Genomic DNA, 19988 nt, shown 5'->3' with positions numbered 1-19988 from the left:
CTAGTGCCCGCCTCTTGGCCTAGACTGATCCGCATCTGCTGTCCTCCGCTTTTGCTTTTAAGGCCTCTTGCATGTCCGATCCTCGCTACCAGATCGACGTCAGCGTCGTTACCCGCTTCCTGGCGGACCAATCGCAACCTGAACACAACCGTTTCGCCTTTGCCTACACCATCACGGTGAAAAACAACGGGCTGGTGCCGGCCAAGCTGCTGTCACGCCACTGGGTGATCACCGACGGTGACGGTCAAGTGGAGGAGGTGCGGGGTGCCGGCGTGGTCGGCCAGCAACCGCTGATCGATATCGGCGCCAGCCATACCTACAGCAGCGGCACGGTGATGACGTCCAAGGTCGGCACCATGCAAGGCTCGTATCAGATGAAAGCCACTGACGGCAAACTGTTCGACGCGATCATCAAGCCATTTCGCCTGGCCGTGCCCGGAGCCTTGCACTGATGGCAACCTATGCGGTCGGCGACCTGCAAGGCTGCCTGCAACCCCTCAAGTGCCTGCTCGAACGCGTGGCCTTCGACCCAGCGAACGATCGCCTGTGGCTGGTAGGCGACCTGGTCAATCGTGGCCCCGAGTCCCTGGAGACCCTGCGCTATCTATATGGCCTGCGCGATTCCCTGGTGTGCGTACTGGGCAACCACGACCTGCACCTGCTCGCGGCCGGCAGTAACATCGAGCGTCTGAAAAAGGCCGATACCCTGCGGGAAATCCTCGAGGCCCCGGATCGCGCCGACTTGCTGGACTGGCTGCGCCGGCAAAAGATCATGCACTACGACGAACAGCGCGACATGGTGCTGGTCCATGCCGGCATTCCACCGCAGTGGACGCTGAAAAAAGCCCTCAAGTGCGCCGCCGAAGTCGAAAGCGCCCTGGCCGATGACAACCTGTACATCGCCTATCTCGACGGCATGTACGGCAATGAACCGGTGAAATGGGACAACGACCTGACGGGCGTCGCCCGCCTGCGCGTGATCACCAACTATTTCACACGCATGCGCTTCTGCACCGCCGACGGCAAACTGGACCTCAAGAGCAAGGAAGGCGCCGACACCGCGCTGCCCGGCTACAAACCGTGGTTCGCCCACAAGGAACGCAAGACCCGCGACACGAAGATCATCTTCGGTCACTGGGCGGCCCTCGAAGGCAAATGCGATGAACCCGGCGTGTTCGCCCTCGACACCGGCTGCGTGTGGGGCGGCGCCATGACCCTGATGAACATCGACACCGGCGAGCGCCTGAGCTGCCAGTGCCCTTCCCCTCTTCCCGTGACCCCGTCGGTTGCCGCGAAGCGCTAGACGCCGCTTGCAGCCAAACCCAAGGAGCCCGCCATGAGCGAATTCAAACGTATCCCACCCGAACAAGCCCAGGCCCTGCGCGAACAAGGCGCGGTGGTGGTGGATATTCGTGATCCGCAGACCTACGCCCTGAACCACATCAAAGGCGCCCGGCACCTGGACAACCACAACATCGCCGATTTCATCCGCGCCGCCGACCTCGACGCGCCGGTGATCGTGGCCTGCTATCACGGCAATTCCAGCCAGAGCGCGGCCGCCTATCTGATCAGCCAGGGCTTCTCCGACGTCTACAGTCTGGACGGTGGCTTTGAGCTGTGGCGTACGACCTATCCTGCAGAAATTGCCTCCGGCGATTCGCAATAATTTTTTTCACACCCCGCCACCCCGCGTGACGCTTGGGCTTGCGCCGTTTCTGACGAACGGCGCACCCAAACTAATTGCGTATCCCTCCTTTACCTCGCGGATTCCGAACTATCCTTAAGCGCAGGCCATCCGAATCAGGGGAGAGCCGGTACACCGGCGTGCGGGTCATCGGTAGCGTTTCAGGGTGTTCTGGGGGGAAAACGGCCATTGGCGTTCGTCAATGACTGCCAGCATCGACTGATTGATCCGGCGTCGGCTCCACGTATCGAGCGAGGTGACGACGTCATGAGTATTTTTAGCCACTTCCAACAACGCTTCGAGTCCACGCAGCAGGAAGAACTCACACTGCAAGAGTATCTCGACCTGTGCAAGCGTGACCGCAGCACCTACGCGTCTGCCGCCGAGCGTTTGTTACTGGCGATTGGCGAGCCGCAGTTGGTGGACACCTCCAACAATTCGCGTCTGTCGCGAATCTTCTCGAACAAGGTGATCCGCCGCTATCCGGCCTTTGAAGACTTCCACGGCATGGAAGAATGCATCGACCAGATCGTCTCCTACTTCCGGCACGCCGCCCAAGGCCTGGAAGAAAAGAAACAAATCCTCTACCTGCTCGGCCCGGTTGGCGGCGGTAAATCGTCCCTGGCCGAAAAGCTCAAACAACTGATCGAGAAAGTGCCCTTCTACGCCATCAAGGGTTCGCCGGTCTTCGAGTCGCCCCTGGGCCTGTTCAACGCCACGGAAGATGGCGCGATCCTCGAAGAAGACTTCGGCATCCCACGGCGCTACCTCAACACCATCATGTCGCCCTGGGCGACCAAGCGCCTGGCCGAGTTCGGCGGTGACATCAGCCAGTTCCGCGTGGTGAAACTCTACCCGTCGATCCTCAACCAGATCGGCGTGGCCAAGACCGAGCCGGGCGATGAGAACAACCAGGACATCTCGGCGCTGGTGGGCAAAGTCGATATCCGCAAACTGGAAGAATTCCCACAAAACGACGCCGACGCCTACAGCTACTCGGGCGCACTGTGCCGGGCCAACCAGGGCCTGATGGAATTCGTGGAGATGTTCAAGGCTCCGATCAAGGTCCTGCACCCACTGCTCACCGCCACCCAGGAAGGTAACTACAACAGTACCGAAGGCCTCGGCGCGATTCCGTTCACCGGGATCCTGCTGGCCCACTCCAACGAATCGGAATGGCACACCTTCCGCAACAACAAGAACAACGAAGCCTTCATCGACCGGATCTACATCGTCAAGGTGCCGTACTGCCTGCGGGTCAGCGATGAAATCAAGATCTACGACAAGCTGCTGTTCAACAGCTCCCTGGCCAAGGCCCATTGCGCGCCCGACACCTTGAAGATGCTCGCGCAATTCACCGTGCTATCGCGCCTCAAGGAGCCGGAGAACTCGAATATCTATTCGAAGATGCGCGTGTACGACGGCGAAAACCTCAAGGACACCGATCCCAAGGCCAAGTCGATCCAGGAATACCGCGACACCGCCGGCGTGGACGAGGGCATGAACGGCCTGTCGACGCGCTTCGCGTTCAAGATCCTGTCCAAGGTGTTTAACTTCGACCCTCACGAGATCGCCGCCAACCCGGTCCACTTGCTCTATGTGCTGGAGCAGCAGATCGAACAGGAACAATTCCAGGCCGAAACCCGCGAACGCTACCTGCGCTTCCTCAAGGAATACCTGGCGCCGCGCTATATCGAGTTCATCGGCAAGGAAATCCAGACTGCCTACCTGGAATCCTACAGCGAATACGGCCAGAACATCTTCGACCGCTACGTGCTGTATGCCGACTTCTGGATTCAGGACCAGGAATACCGCGACCCGGAAACCGGCGAAATCCTCAACCGCGTAGCCCTCAACGAGGAACTGGAAAAGATCGAAAAACCCGCCGGCATCAGCAATCCGAAGGATTTCCGCAACGAAATCGTCAACTTCGTGCTGCGCGCCCGCGCCAACAACAACGGCAAGAACCCCACTTGGCTCAGCTACGAGAAGCTGCGGGTGGTCATCGAGAAGAAAATGTTCTCCAACACCGAGGATCTGCTGCCGGTCATCAGCTTCAACGCCAAGGCCAGCAAGGAGGATCAGCAAAAACACAACGACTTCGTTACACGGATGGTCGAGCGTGGCTACACCGACAAACAGGTACGGTTGCTCTCCGAGTGGTATCTGCGGGTGCGCAAATCGCAGTAAGGCAGCGACGGGCGTGTACTGCCGGGCCCATGGCCTGGCAGTCGACCGCTTGTCTCTAAGCTTCCAGCTCGCGGCTTGAAGCTTGTAACGTGAAGCTGCCCGGAGGGCTCCCCATGAGCTATGTGATCGACCGACGCCTCAATGGCAAGAACAAGAGCACGGTAAACCGGCAACGTTTCCTGCGGCGTTACCGTGACCACATCAAAAAGGCCGTTGAAGAGGCCGTCAGCCGCCGTTCCATCACCGACATGGAGCATGGCGAACAGATCAGCATTCCCGGACGGGACATCGACGAACCGGTGCTGCACCACGGCCGGGGTGGCAAGCAGACTGTCGTGCATCCGGGCAACAAGGAGTTCACCACCGGCGAACACATCCAGCGCCCCCAAGGCGGTGGCGGCGGCAAGGGCCCCGGCAAGGCGGGTAACTCCGGCGAAGGCATGGATGAGTTCGTGTTCCAGATCACCCAGGAAGAATTCCTCGAATTCATGTTCGAAGACCTCGAACTGCCCAACCTGGTCAAGCGCAACCTGACCGGCACCGACACGTTCAAGACCGTGCGCGCCGGGATCAGCAACGAAGGCAACCCTTCCCGGATCAACATCATCCGCACCCTGCGTTCGGCACACGCCCGGCGCATCGCCCTGTCCGGCAGCAGCCGCGCCAAATTGAAGGAGGCCAAGGAAGAGTTGGCGCGCTTGAAACGCGAAGAACCGGACAACTTCGGCGATATCCAGGAAATCGAGACAGAAATCGAGAAGCTCAGCGCGCGCATTCACCGCGTGCCGTTCCTCGACACCTTCGACTTGAAATACAACCTGTTGGTCAAACAACCCAACCCAAGCTCCAAGGCAGTGATGTTCTGCCTGATGGACGTGTCCGGCTCCATGACCCAGGCCACCAAAGACATCGCCAAGCGCTTTTTCATCCTGCTGTACCTGTTCCTCAAGCGCAACTACGACAAGATCGATGTGGTGTTCATCCGCCACCACACCAGCGCCCGGGAAGTCGATGAGGAGGAATTCTTCTATTCACGGGAAACCGGCGGCACCATCGTCTCCAGCGCGTTGAAACTGATGCAGGAAATCATGGCCGAGCGCTACCCGGCCAACGACTGGAACATCTACGCGGCGCAGGCCTCCGACGGCGACAACTGGAATGACGATTCGCCGATCTGCCGCGACATCTTGATCAACCAGATCATGCCATTCGTGCAGTACTACACTTATGTCGAGATCACCCCCCGTGAGCACCAGGCGCTGTGGTTCGAATACGAGCGCATCGGCGAAGCCTTCGCCGATACGTTCGCCCAACAGCAATTGGTCTCGGCCGGCGATATCTATCCGGTCTTCCGTGAACTCTTCCAGCGCAGGTTAGTGACATGACCGCCAAAGAGCATAAACGCCAACCCATTTCCACGGGGTCTGAGTGGACCTTTGAACTGATCCAGGCCTACGACCGGGAAATCAGCCGCATCGCGGCCGGTTATGCCCTGGACACCTACCCCAACCAGATCGAAGTGATCACCGCCGAACAGATGATGGATGCCTACGCTTCGGTAGGCATGCCCCTGGGTTACCACCATTGGTCCTACGGCAAACACTTCCTCAGCACCGAAAAGTCCTACAGTCGCGGCCAAATGGGTCTGGCCTACGAGATCGTGATCAACTCCGACCCTTGCATCGCCTACCTGATGGAAGAAAACACCATCTGCATGCAGGCGCTGGTGGTGGCTCATGCCTGCTACGGGCATAACAGTTTCTTCAAGGGCAACTACCTGTTTCGGACCTGGACCGACGCCAGCTCGATCATCGACTATCTGGTGTTCGCCAAGCAGTACATCATGCAGTGCGAGGAGCGCCACGGCATCGATGCGGTGGAAGACTTGCTCGACTCCTGCCATGCCCTGATGAACTACGGCGTCGATCGCTACAAACGCCCGTATCCGATTTCCGCCGAAGAAGAACGCCTGCGCCAGAAGGAGCGCGAGGAACACCTGCAGAAGCAGATCAACGACCTGTGGCGCACCATTCCCAAACGCGCCGATAAAAACAGCGACAAGGACAATGCGCGCTTCCCCGCCGAACCTCAGGAAAACATCCTGTATTTCCTGGAAAAGCACGCGCCCCTGCTGGAGCCGTGGCAACGGGAAATCGTGCGTATCGTGCGCAAGATCGCCCAGTACTTTTACCCACAGCGCCAGACCCAGGTGATGAACGAAGGCTGGGCGACGTTCTGGCACTACACCCTGATAAACGACCTGTACGACGAAGGCCTGGTCACTGACGGCTTCATGATGGAGTTCCTCACTTCCCACACCAGCGTGGTGTTCCAACCCGGCTTCGACAGCCCGTACTACAGCGGCATCAACCCGTATGCGCTGGGCTTTGCCATGTATCGCGACATCCGGCGCATGTGCGAAAACCCCACTGAGGAAGACCGCCACTGGTTCCCGGAAATCGCCGGCACCGACTGGCTTTCCACCATCAAGTTCGCCATGAGCAGCTTCAAGGACGAGAGCTTCATCCTGCAGTACCTGTCGCCCAAGGTGATTCGCGACCTCAAGCTGTTCAGCATCCTCGATGACGACCTCAAGGACGACCTGGTGGTGCCGGCCATCCACGACGAGCCCGGCTACCGCACCATTCGCGAAACCCTGGCGGCGCAGTACAACCTGGGCAACCGCGAGCCCAACGTGCAGATCTACAGCATCGACGTGCGCGGCGACCGCTCGCTGACCCTGCGTCACCAGCAGCACGACCGCAAACCCCTGGGCGACTCCACCGAGGAAGTACTCAAGCACCTGCATCGGCTGTGGGGGTTCGACATCCACCTGGAAACCCTGCAGGGCGATCAGGTGATGAAAACCCACCACGTCCCCCCACGCAGCGATCACAACGATAACGACTACGGCCGCCTGGACCTGGCCGTCGTTCATCTCTGAAACGGCAAAGCCTCCATTGGCCGGGCACAGGCGTTATCCTGTGCGGCTAATGGAGGCTTTTTCATGAAAATCTACAAAGTCGGCGGCGCGGTGCGTGACCGCCTTCTGGGCATCAAGGTCACCGATATCGACCGTGTCGTCGTCGGTGCAACGGCCGAGGAAATGCTCGCCAAGGGCTATAAACCGGTGGGCGCGGACTTCCCGGTATTCCTCGACCCGAAAAACGGCGACGAGTACGCCCTCGCCCGTACCGAGCGCAAGAGTGGCCGGGGCTATGGCGGCTTTGTGTTTCACGCCAGCCCGGACGTCACGCTGGAAGAAGACCTGATCCGCCGCGACCTGACCATCAACGCCATGGCAGAGGACGACGACGGCAGGCTGACCGACCCCTATCACGGCCAGCGCGACCTTGAAGCTCGCATTTTACGCCACGTTTCCCCGGCGTTCGCCGAAGATCCCCTGCGCGTATTGCGGGTTGCGCGCTTTGCTGCGCGCTACGCCCACCTGGGTTTTACAGTGGCGCCGCAAACCCTGGACCTGATGCGTCAACTCAGCGAATCCGGTGAACTCGAAGCCCTGACGCCGGAGCGCAGTTGGAAGGAAATTTCCCGTGCCCTGATGGAAGACCAGCCCCAGGTATTCATCCAGGTGCTGCGCGATTGCGCCGCACTGAAAACCTTGATGCCGGAAGTCGACGCCCTGTTCGGCGTGCCGCAGCCCGCAGCCCATCACCCCGAGATCGACAGCGGCGTTCACACCTTGAGCGTGCTCGAACAGGCCGCCTTGCATCACCAGCCGCTGACAGTGCGCTGGGCCTGCCTGCTGCATGACGTCGGCAAAGGCCTGACGCCTGTGGATAAGTTGCCACAGCATATTGCCCATGAGCAGCGCGGCCTGAAGCTGATCAAGGCGGTCAATGAACGCTTCAAGGCGCCGAGGGACTGCCAGGAACTGGCGCTGCTGGTGGGCCAATACCACACCCATGGCCATCGCGCACTGGAGCTTAAAGCCTCGACATTACTGGAGTTGCTGCAGAGTTTTGACGTTTACCGGCGGCCGCAGCGCTTTGAAGAGTTCGTGGTCGCCTGCGAAATGGACGCCCGCGGCCGCAAGGGCTTGGAACAACGCAGTTATCCACAGGCGGATTATTTACGCGGCGCCGCAAAGGCCGCGCGCGAGGTCGCGGTGGCGCCGTTGCTGGAGAAGGGTTTCAAGGGCCCCGAACTGGGCGAGGCCCTGAAGCGCGAACGGCTCAAGACCTTGAAAGCCTACAAGGAACAGCACGCCCTATAGCAGCGCGCTCGGCGTCAGTTGCTGGCCCCGCCATTCGAATCCGACGGGCGCCAGCACCTGATCGATCTGTGCATCCCGCCACAGCTCAGCCAGCGTCTTGCCCACTTCAGGATGTACACGATCCGGCGCCATCATCGACAACGGCCACAGCACGAAGGCGTTTTTCAGGATTTCTGCACGCGGCAGGATCAGGCCATCGAAGTTGCCCACCAGATCGCCATACAGCAGCACGTCGATATCCAGCGGCAGGCCCTTGCGATCCGGCGCGTAACGGCCATTGTCGGCCTCGATGGATTTCAGCCGGCGATCCAGCTCCATCAACGACAGGTCGGTATAGGCCGACACCACCAGATTGAAGAACAGCCCGCTCTTGATGCCCACCGGCTGGCTCTCGAACACCGCCGAGCAGCGCATGTCGATCAAGAAGCCCGCGAGTGCATCCAGGCCCGCGCATAGATGGGGCTCGCGCTCGATATTGCTGCCAAGACCAAGGTAAACCTGAGTTAGCGACATCCGCGCTCGATCTCCACGCCCACGCCCTTGGCGGCCGGCACGGCCCCCGGCTTGGTCAACTTGAGGTGCAGCCAGGGAATCTGGAACTCGCTCATCAGCACTTCGGCCAGACGCTCGGCAAAGGTTTCCACCAACTGGTACTGCGACTGCTCGGCAAAGGCCTGGATACGCGCGGACACACTGGCGTAATCCAGTGCCAGGGTGAGGTCGTCACCCGCAGCGGCCGGGCGGTTGTCCCAGGCGAAACTCAGGTCCAGGCGCAAGCATTGCTTGATGCCGCGCTCCCAGTCGTAGGCCCCGATCACGGTGTCGACTTCCAGGCCTTCGATAAACACTCTGTCCAAGCTCTTCTCCGCAGCACGACAAGGGCGCGATGCCCCGTTAGAATCAGGGCGTCCTCGCCCGGAATAGTTAGCATGTTTTGGTCACTGGCGATTTTCGCCTACCTGCTCGGCTCGCTGTCCTTCGCCATTTTGCTCAGCCGCCTGACGGGAAATCCCGACCCGCGAATGGGTGGCTCAGGCAATGCCGGCGCCACCAACATGCTGCGCCTGGCCGGCAAGAAGCTCGCCGTGCTGACGCTGCTGGGCGACGTGTGCAAGGGCCTGTTGCCCGTACTGATCGCCAGCCTCGCCGGCCTTAACCTGCAACAGCAAGCCTGGGTTGGCGTGTGCGCCGTCCTCGGCCATCTGTTTCCGTTGTACTTTCGTTTTCGCGGCGGCAAGGGTGTCGCCACGGCGGCCGGCATGCTGCTGGGGATCTACCCTCCGGCGGCGCTGCTGGCCATGCTCGCCTGGCTGCTGACCTTCTACCTGACCCGCACCAGCTCGCTGGCCGCGCTGATCGCCACGCCGCTCACCCTACCGTTGCTGGCCTGGCAGGAACCGGCGGCGCTGTTGCCGATGAGTGTGCTGACCCTGCTGATCGTCTGGCGCCATCGCGGCAATTTACGCGACCTGTTTGCCGGGCGCGAACGGCATTTTTAAATCCGGCCGATGAATTCCGCTCACCTTGAGCGCCTACAACGGTGACAACTGCTCCATCGGCCAGCGTGCCTGCACGCTGATCGCCAGGCTTTCGTGCTGCCCGGCCTGCAGGCGCTGGCAACCGGCATAAGCGATCATCGCGCCGTTGTCGGTGCAGAATTCAGGGCGCGCATAGAACACATCGCCCTTCATGTCGCCGAGCATTTTTTCCAGGGATGCGCGCAAGGCCTTGTTGGCGCTGACGCCGCCTGCGATCACCAGGCGCTGCATGCCCGCCTGTTTCAGGGCGCGCTTGCACTTGATGGTCAAAGTCTCCACCACCGCCTGCTGGAACGCCAGCGCGATGTCGCAACGGGCTTGCTCACTGTCGTCCCCGGCGCTGACGCTGTGCTGCCAGGTATTCAGGGCAGAGGTCTTCAAACCGCTGAAGCTGAACATCAGCCCCGGGCGATCACACATCGGACGCGGGAAGGTATAGCGACCGGCGACGCCTTTTTCGGCCAGGCGCGCGATTTCCGGACCGCCGGGATAATTGAGGCCCATCATCTTCGCGGTCTTGTCGAACGCCTCACCGGCGGCATCGTCCAGCGACTCGCCCAATAGCGTGTATTGACCGATCCCATCGACCTGAACCAGCTGCGTATGGCCACCCGAAACCAACAAAGCGACGAACGGGAACTGCGGCGGTGTTTTTTCCAGCATCGGCGCCAGCAAATGGCCTTCCATATGGTGTACGCCGAGGGCCGGAATGTCCCAGGCAAATGCCAGCGCCTGGGCGCAAGAAGCCCCAACCAGCAGGGCTCCGACCAATCCGGGGCCGGCGGTGTAGGCGATCGCATCGATCTCGGTCGGCACGCAGCCGGCCTCGTCCAGCACCTGCCGAATCAACGGCAGCATGCGTTTGACGTGATCACGGCTGGCAAGCTCCGGCACCACGCCGCCATAGGCGCGATGCAAGTCGATCTGACTGAACAGCGCATCGGCCAAAAGCCCGCGTTCACTGTCGTAAAGTGCGACACCGGTTTCGTCGCAGGAGGTTTCAAGTCCCAGTACTAGCATGGGTTTGCGCCTTGTAGAGGCTGAATTCGAAGGCGCGCATAATAGTCGCCACTCCCCCTCCCGACTAGCGGTTTTCGATCAGAGGCTTTGCATTCCTGGCAATGAGGGGTTAACATCCGCAACCCTTAAAAACCGACGACCTCAGCCGCGAATTTTTTGCGACGAGAACGTTGATTCCCGGTAATGAAAGAAGGTAGCTCTGGATGCCAGCCGTCAAAGTAAAAGAGAACGAACCCTTCGACGTAGCTCTGCGTCGTTTCAAGCGCTCCTGCGAAAAAGCCGGTGTTCTGGCTGAAGTTCGTAGCCGCGAATTTTACGAGAAGCCAACTTCTGAGCGTAAGCGTAAAGCAGCAGCCGCTGTTAAGCGTCACGCCAAGAAAGTTCAGCGCGAGCAGCGCCGCGCCGTTCGTCTGTACTAATACACAGACGTTCGTAGCAAGCTTCTGCCAAGCCCGGCCCTAAGCCGGGCTGTTGGCATTTGCGGATATCGCTTGATGCTTCACCGTCGACGCCGCCCACGCGACCGAGACACTGCTTCACACGTCAGGACTGGCTCTTCTGCCAGCGGTGCGCGTCTCTTCTGACGAGTCTAACAAGGCTACTGACGAGCACACTTATTTCTTCAAGCAGACGATCGACTGTGTCGGCTGTGCCCATCGATGCGCTTCCGAGGCCCGCCATTGGCCAAGACCGGACGCCGGGGCAACATTTCTTCGCCGAACAGACTGAGTAGAAATTAACGTCAGTGGATGTTCGGCAGATACACTTCCTGACAGCCCAAGCAGACGATTGATGGTCGAGCCATACGATACGTGCGCTTGAGCACTTCACGGGCCCTCATTTCCACGCAGTGATGACGAGAACGCCATGGCCGGGCTGATTCCCCAGAGCTTTATTGACGACCTTCTGAACCGCACCGACATCGTCGATGTGGTCAGCTCGCGCCTGCAAATGAAGAAGGCGGGCAAGAACTACACCGCCTGCTGCCCGTTCCACAAGGAAAAGACCCCGTCGTTCAGCGTCAGCCCCGACAAGCAGTTCTACTACTGCTTCGGCTGCGGCGCGGGCGGCAACGCCCTCGGCTTTATCATGGACCACGACAACCTGGACTTCCCCCAGGCCGTCGAGGAACTGGCCAAAGCCGCCGGCATGGAAATCCCCCGCGAAGAAAGCGGCCGCCCGCACAAACCGCGGCAACCCACCGATTCGCCGCTGTACCCGCTGCTGACCGCCGCCGCCGACTTTTATCGCCAGGCGCTCAAGAGCCATCCGCAGCGCAAAGCCGCCGTCGACTACCTCAAGGGGCGCGGCCTCACCGGCGAAATCGCCCGCGACTTCGGCCTGGGCTTCGCCCCGCCGGGCTGGGATAACCTGTACAAACACCTGAGCAGCGACACCCTCCAGCAAAAAGCCATGATCGACGCCGGCCTGCTGGTGGAAAACGCCGAGACCGGCAAGCGCTACGACCGCTTCCGCGACCGCGTGATGTTCCCGATCCGCGACAGCCGTGGCCGGATCATCGCCTTCGGTGGCCGGGTGCTCGGGGACGACAAGCCCAAGTACCTCAACTCGCCGGAAACCGCAGTGTTTCACAAGGGCCAGGAACTCTATGGCCTGTTCGAAGCGCGCAAGAACAACCGCAACCTCGACGAAATCATCGTGGTTGAAGGCTATATGGACGTGATCGCCCTCGCCCAGCAAGGCCTGCGCAATGCCGTGGCGACCCTGGGCACCGCCACCAGCGAAGAACACTTGAAGCGCCTGTTCCGCGTAGTGCCCAGCGTATTGTTCTGCTTCGACGGCGACCAGGCCGGCCGCAACGCTGCCTGGCGCGCCCTCGAAGCCACGCTGCCGTGTCTGCAGGACGGGCGCCGCGCACGCTTCCTGTTCCTGCCCGAAGGCGAAGACCCGGACACCCTGGTCCGCTCCGAAGGCACCGACGCCTTCCGCGCGCGCATCAACCAGCATGCACAGCCGCTGGCGGACTATTTCTTCCAGCAACTGACCGAAGAAGCCGACCCGCGCTCCCTCGAAGGCAAGGCGCACATGGCCACCCTCGCAGCGCCGCTGATCGACAAAGTGCCGGGCGCGAACCTGCGCACCCTGATGCGTCACCGCCTGCTGGAAATCACCGGACTGAGCGGCGAAGCGGTCAGCCAGCTGGTCCACAGCGCACCGCAAGATGCGCCGCCGGCCTACGACCCAGGCATGGATTACGACGCCATGCCGGACTATTCCGACTTCCACCAACCGCAGGAGGCCTACACGCCCCAGCAGGAGTGGACACCGAAAAAGCCCGGCGCCGGCGGCAAGAAATGGGACAAGAAGCCCTGGAACAAAAACGGCAAGCGTGGTGACCGCGACGAGGCCTACGCCCCGCGCACCCCGGTGGCCGTAGAGGCGCCGACGCTGATTGCCCTGCGCACGCTCATCCACCATCCGCAATTGGCGGGCAAGGTCGAGAGTGCCGAGCACTTTGCCAACGAGAGCAATACCTATGCCCAGGTACTGATCGCGCTGATCGAGGCGGTGCAGAAAAATCCTAAGCTAAACTCCATTCAGCTGATGGCTCGCTGGCATGGCACCGAACAAGGGCGGTTGTTGAAAGCACTCGCGGAAAAGGAGTGGCTAATTGACGGCGATAACCTTGAACAACAGTTTTTAGACACCATTACTAGGTTATCCGCGGGTCAGCACACGCAGACCCTCGATGAACTCATCAAGAGAGCGAGGCAGCCGGGATTATCGGCTGAAGAGCAAATTCAGATAGCAAAACAGATGCGTGACCTCTTAAAACAGAATGTTTCCGCATCAAACCCGACCTCAGCTGGCGCGTGAGGTCATAGCTCGGGTATAATCCTCGGCTTGTTTTTTGCCCGCCAAGACCTTCAGTGGATAGGGTGTTATGTCCGGAAAAGCGCAACAGCAGTCTCGTATCAAAGAGTTGATCACCCTGGGTCGTGAGCAGAAGTATCTGACTTACGCAGAGGTCAACGATCACCTGCCTGAGGATATTTCAGATCCAGAGCAGGTGGAAGACATCATCCGCATGATCAACGACATGGGGATCCCCGTACACGAGAGTGCTCCGGATGCGGACGCCCTTATGTTGGCCGACGCCGATACCGACGAGGCAGCCGCTGAAGAAGCCGCTGCCGCGTTGGCCGCGGTGGAGACCGACATCGGTCGCACGACTGACCCTGTACGCATGTATATGCGTGAAATGGGTACCGTCGAGTTGCTGACACGCGAAGGCGAAATCGAAATCGCCAAGCGTATTGAAGAGGGTATCCGTGAAGTGATGGGCGCAATTGCGCACTTCCCTGGCACGGTTGACCACATTCTCTCCGAGTACACTCGCGTCACCACCGAAGGTGGCCGCCTGTCCGACGTCCTGAGCGGTTATATCGACCCGGACGACGGCATTGCGCCACCTGCTGCCGAAGTGCCGCCGCCTGTCGACCCGAAAGCCGTGAAAGCGGACGACGATGCCGAAGACGACGATGCCGAAGCCAGCACCGACGACGAAGATGAAGTCGAAAGCGGTCCAGACCCGATCATCGCTGCCCAGCGTTTCGGTGCGGTTTCCGATCAAATGGAAATCACCCGCAAGGCCCTGAAAAAGCACGGTCGCTCCAACAAGCTGGCAATTGCCGAGCTGGTGGCGCTGGCTGAGCTGTTCATGCCGATCAAGCTGGTGCCGAAGCAATTCGAAGGCCTGGTCGAGCGTGTTCGCAGCGCCCTTGAGCGTCTGCGCGCACAAGAGCGGGCGATCATGCAGCTCTGTGTGCGTGATGCGCGCATGCCGCGTACCGACTTCCTGCGCCAGTTCCCGGGCAACGAAGTTGACGAAAGCTGGACCGACGCTCTGGCCAAGGGCAAGGCGAAATACGCCGAAGCCATTGGTCGCCTGCAGCCCGATATCATTCGTTGCCAGCAGAAGCTGACCGCACTTCAGACCGAAACCGGCCTGACGATTGCCGAGATCAAGGACATCAACCGTCGCATGTCGATCGGTGAGGCCAAGGCCCGCCGCGCGAAGAAAGAGATGGTTGAAGCGAACTTGCGTCTGGTGATCTCCATTGCCAAGAAGTACACCAACCGTGGCCTGCAATTCCTCGATCTGATCCAGGAAGGCAACATCGGCTTGATGAAGGCGGTGGACAAGTTCGAATACCGTCGCGGCTACAAGTTCTCGACTTATGCCACCTGGTGGATCCGTCAGGCGATCACTCGCTCGATCGCCGACCAGGCCCGCACCATCCGTATTCCGGTGCACATGATCGAGACGATCAACAAGCTCAACCGTATTTCCCGGCAGATGTTGCAGGAAATGGGTCGCGAACCGACCCCGGAAGAGCTGGGCGAACGCATGGAAATGCCTGAGGATAAAATCCGCAAGGTATTGAAGATCGCTAAAGAGCCGATCTCCATGGAAACCCCGATCGGTGATGACGAAGACTCCCATCTGGGCGACTTCATCGAAGACTCGACCATGCAGTCGCCAATCGATGTAGCCACCGTTGAGAGCCTTAAAGAAGCGACCCGCGACGTACTGTCCGGCCTCACTGCCCGTGAAGCCAAGGTACTGCGCATGCGTTTCGGCATCGACATGAATACCGACCACACCCTTGAGGAAGTCGGTAAACAGTTTGACGTGACCCGCGAGCGGATCCGTCAGATCGAAGCCAAGGCGCTGCGCAAGTTGCGTCACCCGACGCGAAGCGAGCATCTGCGCTCCTTCCTCGACGAGTGATCCCAGAACCCCCGGCCCAGGCCGGGGGTTTTGCTTTCTACCGATTACTTTTTATAGATTCACCGCTGCGCCCTCCCTCCCCCGCAATGCCCGTCTACACTCGAAACATTCCCCGTGCCATAACGAGACCGTTATGCCCAGATTGCCGACCGTGCTTTTGCTGTCGCTGCTGACCTGGACCGCAACGGCTGGCGCCTTGACTCTCACGGAGGATGAGCGTGGCTGGTTGGCGGACCATCAGGAGCTGCGCCTGGGGGTGGATGCCTCCTGGCCGCCCTTCGAATACCGCGACGAGAACGGACGCTACCAAGGCTTGGCGGCGGATTACGTGCGCCTGATCCAAGACCGCCTGGGCGTCCGGATCAAGCTGATCGAGCCGGTGAACTGGAGCGCCGTCCTCGAACAGGCCCGCAACAACCAGCTCGACCTGCTGCCGGGCATCATGTCCACCCCCGAGCGCCAGGCCTACATGGCGTTCACGCGGCCTTACCTGGACTTCCCCATCGTCATCCTCGCCCATGAAGGCGGTGCACAACCGCACAACCTGAAGGACCTCTATGGGTTGAAGATTGCCGTGGTGGAAAACTACGCGCCCCATGAATTGCTGCGCACCCACCACCCCGACCTCAACCTGGTGGCCTTGCCGAATGTCAGCTCGACCCTGCAGGCGCTGGCCACCGATGAAGTGGACGCAGTAGTCGGCGATCTGGCTTCGAGCGTATGGAGCCTGCGCCAACTCAAGCTCGATGGCTTGTACGTCAGCGGTGAAACGCCCTACCGCTACCAACTGGCGATGGGCGTGCCTCGTGAAAACAAAATGCTGGTAGGGATTCTGGACAAGGTCCTCGCCGACCTCAGCCCGGACGAAACGCAAGCGATCCAGCGACACTGGGTCGGCAGCCTCACCGATCACCGCACGTTCTGGACGGATCTGCTGACGTATGGCCTGCCCACGGTACTGCTGCTGAGCAGCGTATTGGTCGTCGTGATTCGGATCAATCGTCGGCTCAGTTCGGAAATTTCCCGCCGCGTCGCCCTCGAGCAGGAATTGCGCAGCAGCGAATATCACTATCGCGGCCTGGTGGAGAGCTTGTCCGCCATCGCCTGGGAAGCCAGCATTAGCGATTTCACCTACAGTTACGTGTCGCCGCATGCCGAAGAACTGCTCGGTTACCCCCGCGCCCATTGGCTGATTCCAGGCTTCTGGCGCAGCATCATTCACCCCGCCGACCTGACGCGCACCGAAGCCTATTGCTACCGCGAAACCCGCGCCAACCGTGATCACAGCGTCGATTACCGGGTGATCACCGCCGACGGCCGTTGCCTGTGGGTACGCGACATTGTCAGCCTGATCGAACACGGCCATGAACCGGTGCTCCGTGGCTTGATGATCGACATCAGTGACGCCAAGCGCACGGAAGAGGCGCTGCAATTGTCCGAGCAAAAATTTGCCTCGGTGTTCCAACAGTGCCCAGACATTCTGGTGATCGCACGAATGTCCGACGGCTGCCTGTTGGAGGTCAACAAAGCGTTTGAGGACCAGGTGGGCCTGAAGGCCGAGGACGTGATCGGTAAAACCGCTACTTCGCTGAATATCTGGGGTATCCCGGGCATCGGTCCGGACCTGCTGCAACGGCTGCAGACCACCAGCATCCGCAACCTGGAAATGCGCTTTCTGCGCAGCAACGGCCAAGCCTTTACCGGGCTGATTTCCGCCGAACCGTTCCAACTCGACACGACCGAAGCCCTGGTAATTGTGGTGCGAGACATCACCCAGCTCAAGGAAACCCAGCAACAGCTGCAAACCTCCGAAGAGAAATTCGCCAAGGCCTTCCATGCCTCGCCCGACGGTTTGCTTTTGAGCCGTCAGAGCGATGGCCAACTGATCGAGGTCAACGAAGGGTTCAGCCGCATTACCGGCATTGCCAGCGTGAGTTCCCTCGACCAGTCAACCCTGGACCTGGGCATCTGGGTCGACCTCAACGAACGCAAACACATGCTGGAGCTGCTGCAACGCGACGGGTTTGTCCGCGATTTCATCTGCCATATCCGCCGCAGCGACGGGCAGATCCGGCTCTGCGAGTTGTCCAGCCGTCCGCTGCCCATCGGCGATGACGACTGCATGCTGACCATCGCCCGGGACATTACCGAGCGCCAACAGATGCAGGAAAAACTGCAACAGGCCGCTACCGTCTTCGAAAGCACCGCCGAAGGCGTGTTGATCACCGACACCCGGCAAAACATCAGCGCCGTGAACCGCGCCTTCAGCGAGATCACCGGCTACAGCGAAGCCGAAGCCCTCGGCCATACCCCGCGCCTGCTCGCCTCCGGCCTGCATGACAGCGCATTCTATGCCGCGATGTGGCACCAGTTGACCACTCACGGGCATTGGCAGGGCGAGATCTCCAACCGTCGCAAGAATGGCGAGGTCTACCCCAGTTGGCTGACCATCAGCGCCGTGCGCAACCGCGACCAGGCGATCACGCACTTCGTCGCGGTGTTTGCCGACATCTCCAGCCTCAAACACGCCCAGGCCCGCCTCGACTACCAGGCCCATCACGACCCGCTGACCGGCCTGCCCAACCGCACCCTGTTTGAAAACCGGCTACAGGCCGCGCTCAACAATCAACAGGAGAGCGGCCACCAGGGCGCCGTGCTGTTCCTCGACCTGGATCGCTTCAAACACATCAACGACAGCCTCGGCCACCCGATCGGCGACCTGCTGCTCCAGAACATCGCCGTGCGCCTCAAGGAGCAACTGCGCGACATCGACACCGTCGCCCGCCTGGGCGGCGACGAATTCATCATCCTCCTGCCCGGCCTGCAGCAAGCCAGCGACGCCCAGCACCTGGCCAATAAACTGCTGGCCTGCTTCACCCCGCCGTTCCAGGCGGGTGAGCACGAGTTTTTTATCAGCGCCAGCATCGGCACCAGCCTGTACCCCCAGGACGGCATGGACGTCGCCACCCTGGTCAAAAACGCCGACGCCGCGATGTACCGCTCCAAGGCCAAGGGCCGCAACCGCGTCGAAGGCTACACCCGCGACCTGACCGCCCAGGCCAAAGAACGCGTGGCGCTGGAACATGAACTGCGCCGGGCCATCGAACGCGATGAGCTGAGCCTGTATTACCAACCCAAACGGAGCCTGGAGACCCAGGAACTGATCGGCGCCGAAGCGCTGATCCGCTGGCACCACCCGACCTTCGGCGACGTACCGCCCGAACACTTCATCGCCCTGGCCGAAGAGAACGGCATGATCCTGCAGATCGGCGATTGGGTCCTGGAGCAGGCCTGCCAACAAATGCACGCCTGGCAAACCGTCTTCGATCACTTCGGCCCGCTGTCAGTCAACCTCGCCGGCGCACAACTGCGCCAGCCCAACCTGCTGTCACGCATCGAACAGCTACTGCGCGATTACCGCCTCGAACCGGGCTGCCTGCAACTGGAGATCACCGAAAACTTCATCATGAGCCAGGCCGAAGAAGCGCTGGACGTGCTGCACCAACTCAAACGCCTGGGCGTACAACTGGCGATCGATGATTTCGGCACCGGCTATTCATCCCTCAGCTACCTCAAGCGCCTGCCCCTGGACTTCCTGAAAATCGACCAATCCTTCATCCGCGGCCTGCCCGACGACCCCCACGACGTGGCGATCGTGCGCGCCATCATTGCCCTGGGCCACAGCATGCAATTCACCATCATCGCCGAAGGCGTAGAGACCCCCGCCCAACAAACCTTCCTCGCCGCCGAGGGCTGCGAACAGATGCAAGGCTACATCGTCAGCCTGCCCCTGCCCCCGGAGCTTTTTGCCGCGACGTTTCTTCGTATGAGGGTTCAGGATTTTTCGGATAGCACAGCGGAGAAACCATCGCTATAATCCGCGACCTGTTAAGGGCCTATAGCTCAGTTGGTCAGAGCAGAGGACTCATAATCCTTTGGTCCACGGTTCAAGTCCGTGTGGGCCCACCAACTCCAAAGCCGCGCATTGCGCGGCTTTTGTGTGTCTGTCGCTGCCGTTTTAGCCAGCGCCCTCGCCCTCAGGCTCACGTCGCAAACAACTGCCCGATATCCCGGAACGCCTTGAACTCCAACGCGTTACCGCAGGGGTCAAACAAAAACAGTGTCGCCTGCTCCCCCACCTGGCCTTTGAAGCGAATGTGCGGTTCCAGCACGAACGCGGTCTGCCGTGCCTGCAAGCGCGCCGCCAGGGCATGCCAGTCGTCCCAGCTCAATACCACGCCGAAATGCGGCACGGGGACGTCGTGGCCGTCGACTGCGTTGGTGTGCGCCGCAGCCTGGGAGGCTGTTTTGGGGTGTTCATGAATCACCAGTTGATGGCCGAAGAAGTTGAAGTCGACCCAGCGGTCGCTGGAGCGCCCCTCTTGCAGGCCGAACACGTCAGCGTAGAAATGCCGGGCAGCGGCCAGGTCGAATACCGGAATGGCCAAGTGAAAAGGTGCCAGTGTCATCAGGTCAAACCTCTGCGGGTCGTGGAGAGGCTCGAGTTTAGCCTTGCTGCTGGCGATGAAAAGACGATAGTTTTTGCGCCGAGCTCAAATAATT

At 60.5% G+C, this 19988-nt stretch carries 16 protein-coding genes and 1 tRNA gene; 13 read left to right on the top strand and 4 right to left on the bottom strand.

All coding sequences use genetic code 11. The features are described from left to right. The first annotated feature begins 71 nt into the window (after window positions 1-71). From apaG to ACVWZP_RS23490, 7 genes are all read left to right on the top strand, one after another. The gene (apaG, locus tag ACVWZP_RS23520; protein ID WP_017847811.1) at window positions 72-452 is read left to right on the top strand and encodes a Co2+/Mg2+ efflux protein ApaG; all 381 of its coding nucleotides are present in this window, start codon (window positions 72-74) and stop codon (window positions 450-452) included. Next, entirely contained in the window at window positions 452-1303 is an 852-nt protein-coding gene (locus ACVWZP_RS23515; protein WP_017847812.1) for a symmetrical bis(5'-nucleosyl)-tetraphosphatase, read from the top strand. The genes apaG and ACVWZP_RS23515 overlap by 1 nt, the downstream gene beginning before the upstream one ends. Window positions 1304-1336: 33 nt before the next feature. Beyond that, window positions 1337-1666, top strand: coding sequence for a thiosulfate sulfurtransferase GlpE (gene glpE, locus ACVWZP_RS23510; protein WP_046381857.1), 330 nt, complete (start codon window positions 1337-1339; stop codon window positions 1664-1666). A gap of 285 nt (window positions 1667-1951) precedes the next feature. Next, complete coding sequence (locus tag ACVWZP_RS23505; protein ID WP_017847814.1) at window positions 1952-3874, top strand: PrkA family serine protein kinase; 1923 nt, start codon at window positions 1952-1954, stop codon at window positions 3872-3874. 113 nt (window positions 3875-3987) lie between these two features. Continuing rightward, window positions 3988-5259 (top strand): YeaH/YhbH family protein, encoded by a 1272-nt coding sequence (locus ACVWZP_RS23500; protein ID WP_017847815.1) that lies wholly within the window; start codon window positions 3988-3990, stop codon window positions 5257-5259. Then, window positions 5256-6818 carry a SpoVR family protein gene (locus ACVWZP_RS23495; protein ID WP_017847816.1) on the top strand — a complete coding sequence of 521 codons (1563 nt, stop codon included), beginning with the start codon at window positions 5256-5258 and terminating at the stop codon, window positions 6816-6818. The genes ACVWZP_RS23500 and ACVWZP_RS23495 overlap by 4 nt, the downstream gene beginning before the upstream one ends. Window positions 6819-6881: 63 nt before the next feature. Then, window positions 6882-8111 carry a multifunctional CCA addition/repair protein gene (locus ACVWZP_RS23490; protein ID WP_017847817.1) on the top strand — a complete coding sequence of 410 codons (1230 nt, stop codon included), beginning with the start codon at window positions 6882-6884 and terminating at the stop codon, window positions 8109-8111. On the opposite strand, the gene folK is transcribed toward ACVWZP_RS23490, so the two are convergent. Both folK and folB read right to left on the bottom strand, forming a co-directional pair. Continuing rightward, on the bottom strand, window positions 8106-8624 hold the full coding sequence (gene folK, locus ACVWZP_RS23485; RefSeq protein ID WP_046381854.1) for a 2-amino-4-hydroxy-6-hydroxymethyldihydropteridine diphosphokinase: 519 nt from the start codon (window positions 8622-8624) through the stop codon (window positions 8106-8108). The genes ACVWZP_RS23490 and folK overlap by 6 nt on opposite strands. Next, complete coding sequence (gene folB, locus ACVWZP_RS23480; RefSeq protein WP_026140135.1) at window positions 8615-8968, bottom strand: dihydroneopterin aldolase; 354 nt, start codon at window positions 8966-8968, stop codon at window positions 8615-8617. The genes folK and folB overlap by 10 nt, the downstream gene beginning before the upstream one ends. Window positions 8969-9040: 72 nt before the next feature. On the opposite strand from folB, the gene plsY reads away from it, so the two are divergent. Continuing rightward, window positions 9041-9610, top strand: a complete 570-nt coding sequence (plsY, locus tag ACVWZP_RS23475) for a glycerol-3-phosphate 1-O-acyltransferase PlsY (protein WP_046381852.1) — start codon at window positions 9041-9043, stop codon at window positions 9608-9610. A 33-nt stretch (window positions 9611-9643) separates the two neighbouring features. On the opposite strand, the gene tsaD is transcribed toward plsY, so the two are convergent. After that, window positions 9644-10669, bottom strand: coding sequence for a tRNA (adenosine(37)-N6)-threonylcarbamoyltransferase complex transferase subunit TsaD (gene tsaD, locus ACVWZP_RS23470; protein WP_017847821.1), 1026 nt, complete (start codon window positions 10667-10669; stop codon window positions 9644-9646). A 203-nt stretch (window positions 10670-10872) separates the two neighbouring features. On the opposite strand from tsaD, the gene rpsU reads away from it, so the two are divergent. From rpsU to ACVWZP_RS23445, 5 genes are all read left to right on the top strand, one after another. Next, a complete protein-coding gene (gene rpsU, locus ACVWZP_RS23465; protein WP_002551877.1) occupies window positions 10873-11088 on the top strand; it encodes a 30S ribosomal protein S21 in 216 nt (71 codons plus the stop codon). A gap of 448 nt (window positions 11089-11536) precedes the next feature. Next, window positions 11537-13507: a DNA primase gene (gene dnaG / locus ACVWZP_RS23460; protein ID WP_057005397.1), complete on the top strand. Its 1971-nt coding sequence runs from the start codon at window positions 11537-11539 to the stop codon at window positions 13505-13507. A gap of 67 nt (window positions 13508-13574) precedes the next feature. Next, the gene (gene rpoD, locus ACVWZP_RS23455) at window positions 13575-15425 is read left to right on the top strand and encodes an RNA polymerase sigma factor RpoD (protein ID WP_017847823.1); all 1851 of its coding nucleotides are present in this window, start codon (window positions 13575-13577) and stop codon (window positions 15423-15425) included. A 133-nt stretch (window positions 15426-15558) separates the two neighbouring features. Then, complete coding sequence (locus ACVWZP_RS23450) at window positions 15559-19302, top strand: EAL domain-containing protein (RefSeq protein WP_046381851.1); 3744 nt, start codon at window positions 15559-15561, stop codon at window positions 19300-19302. 15 nt (window positions 19303-19317) lie between these two features. After that, a tRNA-Ile gene (locus ACVWZP_RS23445) sits at window positions 19318-19394 on the top strand. Between the two features lie 74 nt (window positions 19395-19468). Here the strand turns inward: ACVWZP_RS23445 and ACVWZP_RS23440 are convergent. Continuing rightward, window positions 19469-19894: a VOC family protein gene (locus ACVWZP_RS23440; RefSeq protein ID WP_457370189.1), complete on the bottom strand. Its 426-nt coding sequence runs from the start codon at window positions 19892-19894 to the stop codon at window positions 19469-19471. Window positions 19895-19988: the final 94 nt, after the last annotated feature.

The sequence above is a fragment of the Pseudomonas sp. TE36184 genome, from assembly GCF_054060055.1.
Note: the sequence above shows the minus strand (reverse complement) of the source record. Positions and strands in the feature narration are given on the sequence as shown.

What these genes read in the sequence shown, in the direction of transcription:
- ACVWZP_RS23515 (WP_017847812.1), top strand. Translation starts at nt 452, where the DNA reads ATGGCAACCTATGCGGTCGGCGACCTGCAAGGCTGCCTGCAACCCCTC.
- ACVWZP_RS23450 (WP_046381851.1), top strand. Translation starts at nt 15,559, where the DNA reads ATGCCCAGATTGCCGACCGTGCTTTTGCTGTCGCTGCTGACCTGGACC.
- dnaG (WP_057005397.1), top strand. Translation starts at nt 11,537, where the DNA reads ATGGCCGGGCTGATTCCCCAGAGCTTTATTGACGACCTTCTGAACCGC.
- folK (WP_046381854.1), bottom strand. Translation starts at nt 8,624, where the DNA reads ATGTCGCTAACTCAGGTTTACCTTGGTCTTGGCAGCAATATCGAGCGC.
- tsaD (WP_017847821.1), bottom strand. Translation starts at nt 10,669, where the DNA reads ATGCTAGTACTGGGACTTGAAACCTCCTGCGACGAAACCGGTGTCGCA.
- ACVWZP_RS23505 (WP_017847814.1), top strand. Translation starts at nt 1,952, where the DNA reads ATGAGTATTTTTAGCCACTTCCAACAACGCTTCGAGTCCACGCAGCAG.
- ACVWZP_RS23490 (WP_017847817.1), top strand. Translation starts at nt 6,882, where the DNA reads ATGAAAATCTACAAAGTCGGCGGCGCGGTGCGTGACCGCCTTCTGGGC.
- plsY (WP_046381852.1), top strand. Translation starts at nt 9,041, where the DNA reads ATGTTTTGGTCACTGGCGATTTTCGCCTACCTGCTCGGCTCGCTGTCC.
- rpoD (WP_017847823.1), top strand. Translation starts at nt 13,575, where the DNA reads ATGTCCGGAAAAGCGCAACAGCAGTCTCGTATCAAAGAGTTGATCACC.
- apaG (WP_017847811.1), top strand. Translation starts at nt 72, where the DNA reads ATGTCCGATCCTCGCTACCAGATCGACGTCAGCGTCGTTACCCGCTTC.
- rpsU (WP_002551877.1), top strand. Translation starts at nt 10,873, where the DNA reads ATGCCAGCCGTCAAAGTAAAAGAGAACGAACCCTTCGACGTAGCTCTG.
- glpE (WP_046381857.1), top strand. Translation starts at nt 1,337, where the DNA reads ATGAGCGAATTCAAACGTATCCCACCCGAACAAGCCCAGGCCCTGCGC.
- ACVWZP_RS23500 (WP_017847815.1), top strand. Translation starts at nt 3,988, where the DNA reads ATGAGCTATGTGATCGACCGACGCCTCAATGGCAAGAACAAGAGCACG.
- ACVWZP_RS23495 (WP_017847816.1), top strand. Translation starts at nt 5,256, where the DNA reads ATGACCGCCAAAGAGCATAAACGCCAACCCATTTCCACGGGGTCTGAG.
- ACVWZP_RS23440 (WP_457370189.1), bottom strand. Translation starts at nt 19,894, where the DNA reads ATGACACTGGCACCTTTTCACTTGGCCATTCCGGTATTCGACCTGGCC.